The following is a 13590-nucleotide window of genomic DNA, read 5'->3' on the forward strand; positions in this document are numbered from 1 at the left end:
CGGCGTCCTCGAGCAGTGGTCGAGGAGGTGCCGGGCGGCGGAAGGGCCCCGTTCCAGGAATGTCCGACGATGGACGATCGTGGCGTGCACCGGAGCGGTGGACGTGGTTCACCCGTCCGCCGGTCAGGCGCTGGAAAAATCTAGCACTCAGATGTTACAGCTCTGAAAACTCTCCGGCCAGGAGCTCCGGTGCGGCCCCCGGTGCGGTATCAGGCGCGCGAGGCCTCCACCGCGGCGCCGCGGGCCCTGCGGCGGCGGAGCACCACCGCCGCGAAGAGGGCCAGCCCGAGCAGCACGAGCCCCAGGGCGGTCCACACGTGCACGCGCAGGCCCAGCACCATGAGGGACGGGTCGATCCGCAGGAACAGCTCGATGAGCATCCGGCCCAGGCCGTAGTGGACCAGGTAGAGCGCGAAGAGGCGGCCGCCGTCCAGGCGGAACCGCCGGTCCAGGGCCAGCAGGAGCACCACGCCGAGCAGGTTCCACAGGGACTCGTAGAGGAACGTGGGGTGGAAGAGGGTGTCCGCCGGCAGCCCGGCCGGGAAGTTCGGGCTTCCGGGGTCGATCTCGAGGCCCCACGGGGCGGTGGTGGGCCGGCCGAAGAGCTCCTGGTTGAACCAGTTGCCCCAGCGCCCGATCGCCTGCGCGAGGAGCAGGCCGGGTGCCGCGGCGTCGGCGAAGACGGCCAGGGAGACGTTGTTGCGGCGGCACACCCACCACGCGGCCGCCGCGCCGAAGGCCACGGCCCCCATGATCCCGAGACCGCCCTCCCAGATCCGCAGCGCGTCGACGGGGTCGGCGCCCGGGCCGAAGTAGCCGGCCGGGTCGGTGATGAGCACGTGGTAGACGCGGGCGCCCACGATCCCGGCGGGAACGGCCCACATCACGATGTCCCACACGATCTCCGGGTCCAGCCCCCGGGCCGCCCAGCGGCGCGTGGTCAGCCACAGCGCGGCCGCGATGCCCGCGAGGATGCACAGCGCGTAGGCGTGCACGGTCAGCGGGCCGAGCGAGAAGCCGGACCAGTCCGGGGAGGGGATGCCCTGCCGGAGCGGGGCGCTCATCAGGGCGGGCACGGGGGGAACGGCGCTCAGCAGCATGCGGTGGGGCCTCGGCTCGTGGGGTCGTCGGGACGGGCGGCCCCGCCCGGAGGAGGGCGGGGCGCCACGTCACGCTATCAGGCGCGCCCGGCCAGTTCCCGGGCCAGCGCGCCCACGGCCTCGGGGCCGCCGTCGGCCAGCGCCTGCACGAGGGCGGTGCCCACGATGACGCCGTCCGCGTAGGCCCCGATCTCCTCGACGTGCTCCCGGCGGGAGACGCCCAGGCCCACGCACACGTGCTGGGCCCCGGCGGCGCGGGTGTCCGCCACGAGCTTCTCGGCGACGTCGGAGACGGCGTCCCGGGCGCCGGTGACGCCCATCACGGAGACCGCGTAGACGAAGCCGCTCGCGGCCTTGACCACCAGGTCGAGCCGCTCCCGCGAGGAGGAGGGCGCCACCAGGAAGATCCGGTCCAGGCCGTGGGCCTGGGACGCGGCGAACCACTCCCGGGCCTCGTCGGGGATCAGGTCGGGGGTGATCATCCCCGCTCCCCCGGCCTCGGCGAGCCGGCGGGCGAACGTGTCGACGCCCATCTGCAGGACGGGGTTCCAGTAGGTCATCACCACGGGCACCGCGTCGGTGCGCTCGGCCACGGCACGGACCACGCGGAACACGTCGGCCACCCGGAACCCGTTGGCGAGGGCCGTGGTGGTCGCGTGCTGGATCACCGGCCCGTCCATGACGGGGTCCGAGTACGGGATGCCGATCTCGATGACGTCGGCGCCGTTGGTGCCCAGGGCCACGGCCGCCTCGATGGACTCGTCGACGGTCGGGAAGCCGGCGGGGAGGTAGCCGACGAGGGCCGGCCGGCCCTGGTCCCGGCACTCGGCGATGCGCGCGGCCAGCCGCGAGCCGGGGTCGGCGCTCAGGCCCGGCGGCAGGAGGCGGGAGGCGAGGTCCGCCCCGGGGGTCTCGTGTCGGGTGGTGCTCACAGTCGCTCGCCCTTCTCGCCGAGCTCGGCCTCGGCGCTGTCGTCCGGTAGCATCCCGAACCATTCCGCGGCGGTCGCCACGTCCTTGTCGCCCCGCCCGGAGAGGGAGACCACGATGATCTTCTCCGCGGCCGCCTCCGGCCCGAGCTCCTCCACCCAGCGCCGGCCGATCTTCAGCGCGCCGGCCAGGGCGTGGGAGGTCTCGATGGCGGGGATGATGCCCTCGGTGCGGCACAGGAGCCGGAAGGACTCCATCGCCTCCACGTCGGTGATCGCCTCGTAGCGCGCCCGCCCGATGTCGTGCAGGTAGGAGTGCTCGGGGCCCACGGCCGGGTAGTCCAGGCCCGCGGAGATCGAGTGGGACTCGAGCGTCTGCCCGTCCTCGTCCTGCATGAGGTAGGTCCGGGCGCCGTGCAGCACCCCGGGACGGCCCAGCGAGATCGTGGCGGCGTGGCGTCCGGACTCCACGCCGTCCCCGCCGGCCTCCAGGCCGTAGAGCTCCACCGAGGGGTCGTCCAGGAAGCCGTGGAAGATGCCGATCGCGTTGGACCCGCCGCCCACGCAGGCCGCGACGGCGTCCGGGAGGCGCCCGGCCTGGGCCAGGATCTGCTCGCGGGTCTCCTCGCCGATCTGCTCGTGGAAGTAGCGGACCATCGCGGGGAACGGGTACGGCCCCGCCGCGGTGCCCAGCAGGTAGTGGGTGTGCTCGACGGAGGCGACCCAGTCCCGCAGGGCCTCGTTGATCGCGTCCTTGAGCGTGCGGGAGCCGTTGGTCACGGGCACCACGGTGGCGCCCAGCAGCTCCATGCGCGCGACGTTGAGGGCCTGGCGCCGGGTGTCCTCCTCGCCCATGTAGACCACGCACTCCATGCCGAACAGGGCGGCGGCGGTGGCCGAGGCCACGCCGTGCTGGCCGGCGCCGGTCTCGGCGATCAGCCGGGTCTTGCCCATCCGGCGCGCCAGCAGGGCCTGGCCGAGCACGTTGTTGATCTTGTGCGAGCCGGTGTGGTTGAGGTCCTCCCGCTTGAGGAAGATCCGGCACCCGGCCTCGGCGGCGAAGCGCTGGGCCTCGGTGAGCAGGGAGGGCCGGTTCGAGTAGTCGCGGGAGAGCCGCTGGAACTCCGCGATGAACTCCGGGTCGGCCTTCGCCTTCTCGAACACGTCCGTGAGCTCGTCGAGGGCGGCGATGAGGGACTCGGGCATCCACCGGCCCCCGAAGTCCCCGAAGTACGGCCCGGGGGCCTCGCGCAGGGAGGCGGCCTCCGCGGCGACGGCCTCCGCCTCGGTCTCGGGGACGTGCCGCCGGGCGCGCGCGGCGGCACCGGCGGCGCGGAAGGCCGCGATGGTGGACGCGGGCTCGGCGCTGCGCACGAGGGCCTCGCCGACCAGGACGGCCTTGGCCCCGTGCGAGGCGTAGAGGGCGATCTGCTCCTCGCCCTCGACACCGGACTCGGCCACGATCACCGCGTCCTGGGGCAGGAGGCCGGCGAGCCGGCCGAAGGTCTCGACGTCGGTGTCGAGGGTCTTGAGGTTGCGGACGTTGACGCCCACGATGCGCGCGCCCACGGCGACCGCCCGCTCGATCTCCTCGGGCGTGTGCGTCTCCACCAGGGCGTGCATGCCCAGCTCGTGGGTCAGCGCGAGGAAGCGGCGCAGCTCGTCGTCGGAGAGGGCGGCGACGATCAGCAGGACGAGGTCGGCCCCGTGGGCGCGCGCCTCCCAGATCTGGTACTCGTCGACCGTGAAGTCCTTGCGCAGCACGGGCACCCCCACGGCCGCGCGCACGGCGTCGAGGTCCGCCAGGGAGCCGTTGAAGCGTCGCTGCTCCGTCAGCACGGAGATCACCGAGGCCCCGCCGTGCTCGTAGGCCGCGGCCAGGCGCGCCGGGTCCTCGATCGGTGCCAGCGCGCCCTTGGAGGGGCTCGAGCGCTTGACCTCGGCGATGACCTGCACGGCGTCCGCGCTGGGTCCCCGGAGCGCCGACTCGGCGTCCAGGGCCGGCGGCCGCTGTGCGGCGGCCCGGCGGAGCTCGTCGAGGCCGACGTGCTCACGGCGCTCCGCGAGATCCGCCCGGACGCCCTCGATGATGGCGTCCAGGACCGTCCCGGTGCTCTGTTGCGACATGGTTTCCTGTCCTCTCGGCGGCGCTGGCCGCGCTGGTGCGTTCGTGGGCCGCGCCCGGACCGGGCGGGGACGGCGACCCGTCCCTTCCGGGGACCGGTCGGCCCGTGCGCGTGCCGCGCTGCCGGGGCCGGCCCGCGCCGGCCCGGTCTCAGCCCTGGTGCTGGCGCGCCTCGTGCTTGCGCTGCTCGGAGCCGCTGCCGTGGCCCATCCTGCTCAGCACGGCGCCGGCGACGAGCCCGACGACGACCAGCACGATGCCCGCGATCAGCAGGGCGGTGCTGCCCACCGTGAAGCCCACCACGCCCACGATGACGCCCACCGACATGATGCCGACGGTCACCCACGCGGCCAGCGTGTTGCCGTGCCCCACGAAGCCGGTGTGGTCGAGGACGATCTCGTTTCCGTTTGCCATGTTGTTGCACTCCCGATTTCCCTGCCGGAGCCAGCCGGCTCCGCGCGCACGGCCCCGGCGGGGCGCGGCGGTTGCTGACAGTCTGTCCCGTCCCATTGTGCCACCCCTCGGGCCGCGCCCGCGCACGCCCCACGGGGCCCGGGGGCGCCCGCTGCCCCGCCGCGGCGCGCCCGGAGCCCCGGGGCGGACAGGGCGCTCAGGCGGTGGGGTCGCGGCCCTCGGTGAGGGCGTCCCACGAGTCGATCTCGTCGCCGGAGCGGGCCGTCCCGGCCGGGGGCCCGTCCGCCCCGGAGCGCTCGTAGCGCCGGGCCGCGGTCCAGGTGCGGCCGGCCACGAGGGCCCAGGCGCCGCACAGCGCCACGAGCGCCGAGGCGGCCGCCGCGAGCGGGGGCCAGGCGGTGACGGCGAAGTCGCCGCCGGCGTTGATCATGCCGGTGGCCTCGCCCACGGCGGTCTGCGCGGCCCCGGCCGGATCGGCCAGCACGGCCACGGACGCGGCCAGGGCGCCGAGGCCGGCGAGCACGACCACCACGGAGACCACGGTGCGCAGCACCCGGCCGGAGATCGCCGTGGTGAGGGCGCCGGCGGCCGCGACGAGCCCGAGGGCGGTGACGGCCGGCGCCGCGTCGGACCCGGCGACGTCCACGGTCACGGGCTCGAGCGTGGTCTGCACCGTGGCGGAGACCCAGGTGGCGGCCGAGCAGGCGAACACGGCCAGGGCGGCGACCAGGGTGGCGAGCACCACCGTGGACCGCCGGGACAGCGCCGCCCGCCGGGAGCCGCTGGCCTCAGGCACGCCCGGCGCCCGTCTCCGGCACGGCCACCCGGTCGAGGTCCAGGGCGTGCAACCGCTCGGCGAGCAGCACCGCTCGCAGCGGTGCGGTGGCCTTGGTGAGGGACTCGAGGGCCTCGGTCTCGGGGTCGGAGTCCGCGACGATCCCGCCGCCGGCCTGGACGTAGGCCTTGCCGTCGACGAGCAGGGCCGTGCGGATGGCGATGGCCATGTCCATGTCCCCCGCGAAGTCGAGGTAGCCGACCACGCCGCCGTAGACGGCGCGGCGCAGGGGCTCGTACTCGTCGAGCAGGCGCAGGGCCCGGGGCTTGGGCGCCCCGGAGAGGGTGCCGGCGGGGAACGTCGCGGCGAGCACGTCGTAGGCGGTGGCGTCCGGGCGCATCCGGCCGACGACGTTGGAGCACAGGTGCATGATGTGGCTGAAGCGCTCCACCTCCATGAACTCCGTGACCTCCACCGAGCCCGGGACGGCGATCTTGGAGATGTCGTTGCGCGCGAGGTCCACGAGCATGAGGTGCTCGGAGCGCTCCTTCTCGTCCTGGAGCAGGTCCCGCTCCAGCGCGAGGTCCTCCTCGACGGTGCGCCCGCGCGGGCGGGACCCGGCGATGGGGTGGGTCACCGCCTGGTCCCCCGTGACGGTCACGAGCGCCTCCGGGGAGGAGCCGACGATCGAGAAGGGACGGCCGCCGGCGTCCTCGAAGCTGTACAGGTACATGTACGGGCTGGGGTTGATGGCGCGCAGCATGCGGTAGACGTCGAGGGAGTCGGCCGTGCACCCGGTCTCGAAGCGCCGGGAGACGACCACCTGGAAGATGTCCCCGTCCACGATGGCCTTCTTGCCCTCCACGATGGAGTTCATGAACAGGGTGCGGTCCCAGCTCTGGTCGACCTTGGACTCCAGGTCCCCCCGGATCTCGTCGCTGCCGGTGAGCGTCGAGGCCGTGCCGTGGCCGAGGGGCCGGGCGAGCCGCTCCAGCATCGCGTGCACCCGGTCCACGGCGTCGGCCCAGGCCTCGTCGACGCGCTCGTCGGTGTCGTCGAAGTTGATCGCGTTGGCCACGAGCATCACGGTGCCGTCCGTGTTGTCGTGGACGGCGATGTCCGAGACCAGGTTCATGGCCAGCTCGGGGATGCGGAGGTCGTCCTCCGGCGGGTGCGGGAGCTTCTCCCAGCGGCGCACGGCCTCCCAGCCGACGAAGCCCACGAGCCCGGAGGTCAGCGGGGGGACGTCCTCGAAGCGCTCCGTGTGCAGCAGCGCCATGGTGTCCCGCAGCGCCTCGACGGGGTTGCCGCCGGTGGGGGCGCCGGCCGGGGCCTGCCCGATCCAGTGCGCCTCTCCGTCCCGGGCGGTGAGCGTGGCCCGCGAGTCGGCGCCGATGAAGGAGTAGCGGGACCAGACGCCGCCCTCGGCGGCGGACTCGAGGAGGAACGTGCCCGCCCGGGCCGCCCCGTCCTCGAGGGCGAGGGCCCGGTAGAGACCGATCGGGGTCATGGCGTCCGCGAGGATCTTGACGCGGACGGGGATGACGCGGCGCTCCGCGGCGAGCGCGCGGAACTCCTCGAGCGTGGGGCTGATGCTGCCCAGGTCCTGCATGGGTGTCGACCTGACTTCCTGGTGGCGGACGGGAGGGAGGAGGGTGGCGGGACTCAGACGGCGGCGACGGCGCCGAGGTCGCGGCCGTCGAAGCAGCTGCGGGTGCCGGTGTGGCAGGCCGCCCCGGTCTGGTCGACCCGGACGAGGAGGGCGTCGCCGTCGCAGTCGAGGCTCACGCTGTGCACGGCCTGGACGTGCCCGGACGTGTCGCCCTTGCGCCAGTACTCCTGGCGGGAGCGGGACCAGAAGGTCACGCGGCCCTCCGTGAGGGTGCGGCGCAGGGCCTCGTCGTCCATCCAGCCCAGCATGAGCACCTCGAGGGTGTCGTGCTGCTGCACCACGGCGGCCACGAGGCCCGAGGGGTCGCGCTTGAGCCGCCGGGCCACGGCGGGGTCGAGGACGTCGGTTCCGGTGTCGGGGGTCTGCTCGCTCATCGCCACCCATCCTATCGACCTGTCCGGGCGGCCCGGCCCCCGGCGTCCCCCGGCGTTCGCCGGGGACCTCCGGAGCCGTCAGGGGGCCTCCGGCCGGGCGCACCACCGGAGCCCGTCCGTGTCCTCGCCCGTGTCCTCGCCCGTGTCCTCGTCCGTGTCCTCGTACTCGTCGGGGGACCCCCCGGTGTCCGCGTGGCCGAGCAGCCGGCGGGTCAGCGCCTCCCGACCGGAGAGGAGCTCGTCGAGGGCGGCGGACAGGTCCGCGTCCGCCGCGTCCTCGCCCCGGACCGCCGCCGCGAGGACGGCCCGGCGGACCAGCTCCTTCGGGAAGGAGCCGGTGGTCCCCTCCGCGCGCGCCGCCGCGGCGTCGAGGGCGGCGGCGGAGAACCGCTGCTCCCCCGCGTACCGCCGGAACAGCCGGGACCGGGCGTCCGCGTCCGGCAACGGCACCTCGACCGCGAGGTCCACGCGCCCGGGGCGCTCGGCGAGCGCCCGCTCCAGCACGGCCACGCGGTTGGTCGTGAGCACGAACGCGACGTCGGCGTCGCCGTCGAGCCCGTCCAGGGCGTCGAGCACCTCGAAGAGCACCGGCTGGGGCCCGGGCCCGAGGTCCCGGTCCATCGCCACGAGGTCGACGTCCTCGAGCACCACGATCGACGGCTGGAAGGTGCGGGCCACCTCGGCGGCGGCCCCGATGAGGTGCAGGCCCGACCCGGTCAGCAGGATCGCCGTGGTCCCCGGGGTGACGGAGAGCAGGTGCCGGACCGTGAGGGTCTTGCCGGTCCCCGGCGGGCCGTGGAGCAGGATCCCGCGCTTGAGGTGCTGGCCCGCGGCCCGGAGCGCGTCGCGGTGCTCCCCGATGCCCACGACGTGCCCCACCACCTGCTCCAGCAGGCCCGGGGGCAGCACGATCTCGTCGGCGGGCACGTGCGGGCGCGGCAGGAACGTGGCCCCGGCCTCGCTGCCGTACTCGGTGGCGGCGAACGAGAGCACCTGGCCGCGCAGCACGCTGCGCTCGAGCATCAGCGCCCGCAGCCGGGCGAGGAACGTGCCGCAGACGGCGGGGTCCGCGGCGAGCACCTCCAGGACCACCTGCGGCCGGCCGTACTCGGGCCGGGGCATGCGCTGGAGCACGGCCACCGGCACCCCGTCCACGGTGAGGCACCGGATGCCGAACGCGACGACCTGCCGCCCGGTGGCCGGGCCCGTGGCCCGGGTCGCGTAGTCGACGGGGCCGATGTCGGCCCCGGAGTACGGGGCCGTGAGCAGCTCGGCGAGGCCGAGGTCGTCGCGGCTCCGGCCGCCGCTGACGCCGAGGAGGGAGCCCGGCCCGTCCCCCGCCAGCTCGGCGAGGGCGATGTCGACGTCCGCCAGGCGGTGCGGGGCGAAGTCCTCCTGGACCACGGGCAGGGTCCGCACGTCCGCGCCGAGCACCGCGGACAGGTGCCGCCCGAGCGGCGTGGGCTCGTCCCCGCGCTCGGGCGGCAGGGCGGCGAGGCGGTCCACCAGGCGCCGGACCGAGCGCAGGAGCTGGGCGTCGTCCGGATCAGGGAGCGGGCCGGCGGGAGAGGAGTCGTCCATGGGCCGACCCTACCGGGACGGTGGGCAGACGGGTGGCGGCGACGGTCAGGAAGGACACCGCGAGGATCAGCACGGACAGCCCGAGGGCGTAGGTGCCCACCGCGCGATAGCCGCCCACCAGGGCGGGGTCGAGGAAGAAGTACGGGTACCAGCCCACCAGCTGCCCCCGGACCAGGGTGTACACGGCCCACAGCGCCGGGAACACGGTGGACGCCCAGGTGGCGGCCCAGCGCAGCCGCCGGCGGCCCGGGCACAGCAGGAAGTCGGCCACGGCGTAGACCGGCAGCACGAAGTGCAGCACCTGCGAGGACAGCGGGACGAGGAAGAGGTGGCCGAACAGCTCCGCGTTGGCCAGCAGCACCCCGAACACCGCCCCGGAGACCACGGTGTAGGTGGTGGCCATCGCCCGGAGCCCGGTCAGCCAGCCCGGCTCCCGCGCCCCGGCGGCGGTGTGCAGGAGGGCCAGCAGCACGGCGAGGATCAGCAGCACGGCGCTGTGGACCGTGAAGTAGCTGAACAGGTTCGACCCCAGGCAGGTGCGCGTCACGAAGGCGCAGTCCGCCCGGGAGACCAGGGCCCAGACCGCGACGGCCAGGGCGCAGGCCCGGGCGGCGACGACGACGACTCGCACGTGCGTCCTCCTCCCGGCCCTCCGGGCTCCAGGATAGGAGTTCAGGCACCCGCAGGCCGTGCCCGCCCGCCCGTGGCCCTGCCGGGTCGGGTCGGCGGCGCCTATGGTGGGAGCAGGACCAGAGCGGCGACGGCGGGCGGGACCGAGACGATGCATCCCAGGACGGCGACGGGGCGGCGCGCCGCCCCCGGCACGGCGGTGGCCGCGCTCGTCGTCGCGGTGCTGTGCGGCTGCGGGAGCCCCGGCGCACCGGGCCCGCCGGCCGGGTCCCCCACGGCGACGGCGTCCCCGGCCTCCCCCGCTGCGTCGACCGCTCCCGCCACGGACGTCACGTGGGGCGCCTATCCGAACCGCCGGGAGGCGTGCGCGGCGGTCGCCGACGACCTCCTGGTGCTCGCGCTGCTGCCGGCCGGACTGTCGGCGGGCCCGACCGTGGCGGAGGTGCAGGACGTCGAGGACGAGGTCGAGTCCGTGCGCGGGGCCGCTCCTCCGGCGCTGGCCGCGGACTACGCGCGGGTTCAGCTGCTGGTCGACTCCTACGGGGAGGACCTGGCGGAGGACCCCTCGGCACGGTTCGACGGGCAGGCGCTCGACGAGGCGCTCGTCCCGGTGCGGGACTGGCTGGAGGAGACCTGCCGGGACGGGGACCGAGCCTGAGGTCTCAGCGGTGCAGTGTGGCGCCGGGCGGCTCCCCGAACCTGGCCCGGTAGGCGGTCGCGAAGCGCCCGGGATGGCCGAAGCCCCAGCGGGCGGCGACGGCCGCGACCGTCACGCCCCCGGCCGGGTCGACCCGGAGCAGCTCCTGCCGGGCGGCATCCAGGCGGGCCTCCCGCAGGTAGCCGACGGGGGTGCGCCCGAGCTCCCGGCGGAACGCGGCCTGCAGCCCGCGGGGGCTCATCCGTGCCGCCGCGGCGATCTCGGCGAGACCCACGTCCTCGTGCAGGTGCTCGTCGACGAAGGCGACCGCCCGGCGCACCTGCGCCGGCAGCGCCGGGGCGCTCTCCGACGGCGCCGGCTGCCCCAGGAAGGTGTTCGGGAAGCAGTGCAGCAGGGCACCGGCCAGCGACCGGAACGCCTCGGCCCGCACCAGGGGCGTGCGCAGCGCCTCCGCGTTGGGCAGCAGGTCCCGGTGGAAGTGCCGGACCTGGGCCAGCCAGTGCCGCGTCATCTGCGCGGACACGGGCGTGCTGCCCGTGAAGCGCAGCGCGAAGTCCGGCGCGCCGAGCAGGTCGCGCGCGAGCTCTTCGACCGAGCGGGCGTCCAGGACCACGGTGCTCAGCTCCAGCAGCCCGTCCCACCGGCCGCCGTACAGTCCCTGGGGCAGCAGGAACGGCAGGGTCGTGCCGATGCGCTCCTTCCCGGAGCTGACCGTCAGCCGCCCGGTCAGCACGTGCACGACCGAGTACGTGCCCGAGACGTCGCCCGTGCCGGAGGACTCCGAGGTGGACAGCCGGAACCGGTGTGCCAGGAGCGGACCCGTCGAGGCCGCAGCCATGCGTAGCTCGAACGAGCCGTCGGTGGGCGAGCGCATGCCGAGGCCCGTGTAGAGCTCTGACATGGCGGCGATGCCCCGGTCGGCGTCGTTCGTGGCGAACGACGTCCGGCGGACCGGGTCCGCCGCGGGGCCGGAGTCCTCTCCCGGCGCGGACGTCTCGTTCGTGGTCATGGATGTCCTCGGCATGTGCAGGGGCGGCCCCGTCCCGGGGCCGCCCCTCGTGCGGTGCGCTATCGGCGGTTGAGGAGGCCTCGCAGCTTGCCGCCCAGACCGCGGCCGCTCCTGCCCGCGCCCGCCTGTCCGGCGGCGTTCATTCCGCGGGTGCCCCGGCGTCCGCCGGCGGGACGGCCGGCGGTCCCCCCGGCACGTCCGGTGAAGCTCCTGATGATGCTGTTCAGTCCCACGGTGGATTCTCCTTCGGGTCGGCCTGTCGAGCGACTGTCGTCAGCTCACTGTCGACTCTACGCCCGGTGGACGTCCCGGACCACGGGGCCGTTCAGCGGACCTCGTGGCCGGCCGCGCGCAGCGCGTCCTTGACCTCGGCGATCGCGTGCACGGGACCGAAGTGGAAGATCGAGGCGGCGAGCACGGCGTCAGCGCCCGCGTCCACCGCCGGCGGGAAGTGCTCGGGGGCGCCCGCGCCGCCGGAGGCGATGAGGGGCACGTGCACCCGGGCGCGCACGGCCCGGATCATCTCCAGGTCGAAGCCCGCCTGGGTGCCGTCCGCGTCCATGGAGTTGAGCAGGATCTCCCCCACGCCGCGGTCCTCGGCCTCCTGCGCCCAGTCCAGGGCGTCGAGACCGGTCAGCGTGCGCCCCCCGTGGGTCGTGACCTCGAAGCCGGAGGGCGTGTTGCCCGTGCGGCGGGCGTCGAGGGAGAGGACGAGCACCTGGCTGCCGAAGTGCCCGGTGATCTCGTCGATCACGCCGGGCCGGGCGACCGCGGCGGTGTTGATGGACGCCTTGTCCGCGCCGCAGCGCAGCAGCCGGTCGACGTCGGCGACCGCGCGGACGCCGCCGCCCACCGTGAGCGGGATGAAGACCTGCTCGGCCGTGCGGGAGACCACGTCGAAGGTCGTGGCCCGGGCGGCCGAGGACGCCGTGACGTCGAGGAACGTCAGCTCGTCCGCACCGGCCTCGTTGTAGCGCTTGGCGAGCTCCACCGGGTCACCGGCGTCGCGCAGGTTCTCGAAGTTCACTCCCTTGACGACTCGACCGGCGTCGACGTCCAGGCAGGGGATGACACGTACGGCAACGCCCACGGGCGGCACCTCCTCGGCTGCGGGGATGGGGCGGGAAGGGGGTCAGATCCGGGCGGCCTGGATCGGGGAGACCAGGATGGCGCGTGCCCCGACGTCGTAGAGGGCGTCCATGACCTTGTTGGTCTCGGACTTGGGGACCATGGCGCGCACGGCCCAGGCGTTGCCGCGGCCGAGCCGGGAGATGGTGGGCCCCTCCATGCCGGGGGTGATCCGGGTGGCGGCCTCGACGTACTCCTCGGCGACGTCGTAGTCCATCAGCACGTACTGCCGGGCCACGAGCACGCCCTGCAGGCGCCGGCGCAGCACGGCGAGGCCCTCGGGCTCCCCGGCCGCGCGGCTGCGGATGAGCAGCGCCTCGGAGGTCATGATGGGGTCGCCGAAGACCTGCAGGCCCGCGGCGCGCAGGGTGTTGCCGGTCTCCACGACGTCGGCGATCGCGTCCGCCACGCCCAGCCGGATGGAGGACTCCACGGCGCCGTCGAGGCGGACCACAGAGGCCTCCACACCCTGCTCGGCGAGGTAGTCGCGCAGCAGGCCGTCGTAGCTCGTGGCGATGCGCTTCCCGGCCAGCTCGGCGATCGAGGAGAACTCGCCCGCCGGGCCCGCGAACCGGAACGTGGAGCGGGCGAAGTCCAGCCCCAGGTCCTCGTCGGCGTGGGCCCCGGAGTCCAGGAGCAGGTCCCGGCCGGTGATCCCGACGTCGAGGATGCCCCCGCCCACGTACACCGCGATGTCCCGGGGGCGCAGGTAGAAGAACTCGACGTTGTTCTCGGGGTCCACGAGCACCAGCTCGCGGGAGTCCCGCCGCTGCCGGTAGCCGGCCTCCTTGAGCATGGTGACGGAGGACTCGGACAGGGCGCCCTTGTTGGGCACTGCGACACGCAGCATGGGGTTCCTTCTCGGCTCAGGGAGTTCGGTGGGGCGGGGACGGACGGTGCGGCGGGGCGCTCAGAGGTGGCGGTAGACGTCCTCGAGCCGCAGGCCCTTCGCGACCATCATCACCTGCACGTGGTAGAGCAGCTGCGAGATCTCCTCCGCGGCCTGCTCCGAGGTCTCGTACTCGCAGGCCATCCAGACCTCGGCGGCCTCCTCGACGACCTTCTTGCCGATGCCGTGCACGCCGGTGTCGAGCTCCCGGACCGTGCCGGAGCCCTCCGGTCGGGTCACGGCTTTGTCGCTGATCTCGGCGAAGAGGGTCTCGAAGGTTTTCACGACTACCAGGGTAATGGGTCCG

Annotated in this window: 14 protein-coding genes; 1 reads left to right on the forward strand and 13 read right to left on the reverse strand. The window is 74.6% G+C overall.

Annotated elements, in window-relative coordinates; genetic code table 11:
- Positions 1-209 precede the first annotated feature (209 nt).
- From lgt to RF644_RS09310, 9 genes are all read right to left on the reverse strand, one after another.
- Positions 210-1100: a prolipoprotein diacylglyceryl transferase gene (gene lgt / locus RF644_RS09270; RefSeq protein ID WP_368796308.1), complete on the reverse strand. Its 891-nt coding sequence runs from the start codon at positions 1098-1100 to the stop codon at positions 210-212.
- 77 nt (positions 1101-1177) lie between these two features.
- A complete protein-coding gene (trpA, locus tag RF644_RS09275) occupies positions 1178-1981 on the reverse strand; it encodes a tryptophan synthase subunit alpha (RefSeq protein ID WP_052132747.1) in 804 nt (267 codons plus the stop codon).
- A 47-nt stretch (positions 1982-2028) separates the two neighbouring features.
- Positions 2029-4155, reverse strand: a complete 2127-nt coding sequence (gene trpB / locus RF644_RS09280) for a tryptophan synthase subunit beta (RefSeq protein ID WP_368796309.1) — start codon at positions 4153-4155, stop codon at positions 2029-2031.
- A gap of 148 nt (positions 4156-4303) precedes the next feature.
- Positions 4304-4567, reverse strand: coding sequence for an HGxxPAAW family protein (locus tag RF644_RS09285; RefSeq protein WP_017833959.1), 264 nt, complete (start codon positions 4565-4567; stop codon positions 4304-4306).
- A 196-nt stretch (positions 4568-4763) separates the two neighbouring features.
- Positions 4764-5363 (reverse strand): Trp biosynthesis-associated membrane protein, encoded by a 600-nt coding sequence (locus RF644_RS09290; protein ID WP_368796310.1) that lies wholly within the window; start codon positions 5361-5363, stop codon positions 4764-4766.
- The gene (locus tag RF644_RS09295; RefSeq protein ID WP_368796311.1) at positions 5356-6954 is read right to left on the reverse strand and encodes an anthranilate synthase component I; all 1599 of its coding nucleotides are present in this window, start codon (positions 6952-6954) and stop codon (positions 5356-5358) included. Before RF644_RS09295 ends, RF644_RS09290 begins: the two co-directional genes overlap by 8 nt.
- Positions 6955-7007: 53 nt before the next feature.
- Positions 7008-7388 carry a phosphoribosyl-AMP cyclohydrolase gene (hisI, locus tag RF644_RS09300; protein WP_017833956.1) on the reverse strand — a complete coding sequence of 127 codons (381 nt, stop codon included), beginning with the start codon at positions 7386-7388 and terminating at the stop codon, positions 7008-7010.
- A 78-nt stretch (positions 7389-7466) separates the two neighbouring features.
- Entirely contained in the window at positions 7467-8969 is a 1503-nt protein-coding gene (locus tag RF644_RS09305) for an AAA family ATPase (RefSeq protein ID WP_368796312.1), read from the reverse strand.
- Positions 8935-9600 carry a Pr6Pr family membrane protein gene (locus RF644_RS09310; protein ID WP_368796313.1) on the reverse strand — a complete coding sequence of 222 codons (666 nt, stop codon included), beginning with the start codon at positions 9598-9600 and terminating at the stop codon, positions 8935-8937. The genes RF644_RS09305 and RF644_RS09310 overlap by 35 nt, the downstream gene beginning before the upstream one ends.
- A 150-nt stretch (positions 9601-9750) precedes the next feature.
- Here RF644_RS09310 and RF644_RS09315 point away from each other — a divergent pair, with 150 nt between their 5' ends.
- Positions 9751-10257: a hypothetical protein gene (locus RF644_RS09315; RefSeq protein WP_368796314.1), complete on the forward strand. Its 507-nt coding sequence runs from the start codon at positions 9751-9753 to the stop codon at positions 10255-10257.
- A 4-nt stretch (positions 10258-10261) separates the two neighbouring features.
- Here the strand turns inward: RF644_RS09315 and RF644_RS09320 are convergent, their stop codons facing one another.
- The 4 genes from RF644_RS09320 to RF644_RS09335 form a co-directional block, all read right to left on the reverse strand.
- Positions 10262-11266, reverse strand: a complete 1005-nt coding sequence (locus tag RF644_RS09320; RefSeq protein WP_368796315.1) for a helix-turn-helix transcriptional regulator — start codon at positions 11264-11266, stop codon at positions 10262-10264.
- Between the two features lie 325 nt (positions 11267-11591).
- Positions 11592-12356 (reverse strand): imidazole glycerol phosphate synthase subunit HisF, encoded by a 765-nt coding sequence (gene hisF / locus RF644_RS09325; protein WP_035924012.1) that lies wholly within the window; start codon positions 12354-12356, stop codon positions 11592-11594.
- A 42-nt stretch (positions 12357-12398) separates the two neighbouring features.
- A complete protein-coding gene (gene hisG, locus RF644_RS09330; RefSeq protein WP_368796316.1) occupies positions 12399-13244 on the reverse strand; it encodes an ATP phosphoribosyltransferase in 846 nt (281 codons plus the stop codon).
- Positions 13245-13304: 60 nt separating this feature from the next.
- Entirely contained in the window at positions 13305-13568 is a 264-nt protein-coding gene (locus RF644_RS09335) for a phosphoribosyl-ATP diphosphatase (RefSeq protein WP_017833948.1), read from the reverse strand.
- Positions 13569-13590: the final 22 nt, after the last annotated feature.

The sequence above is a fragment of the Kocuria sp. CPCC 205258 genome (assembly GCF_040981005.1).
GTDB classification, from domain to species: Bacteria; Actinomycetota; Actinomycetes; order Actinomycetales; family Micrococcaceae; genus Kocuria; species Kocuria rosea.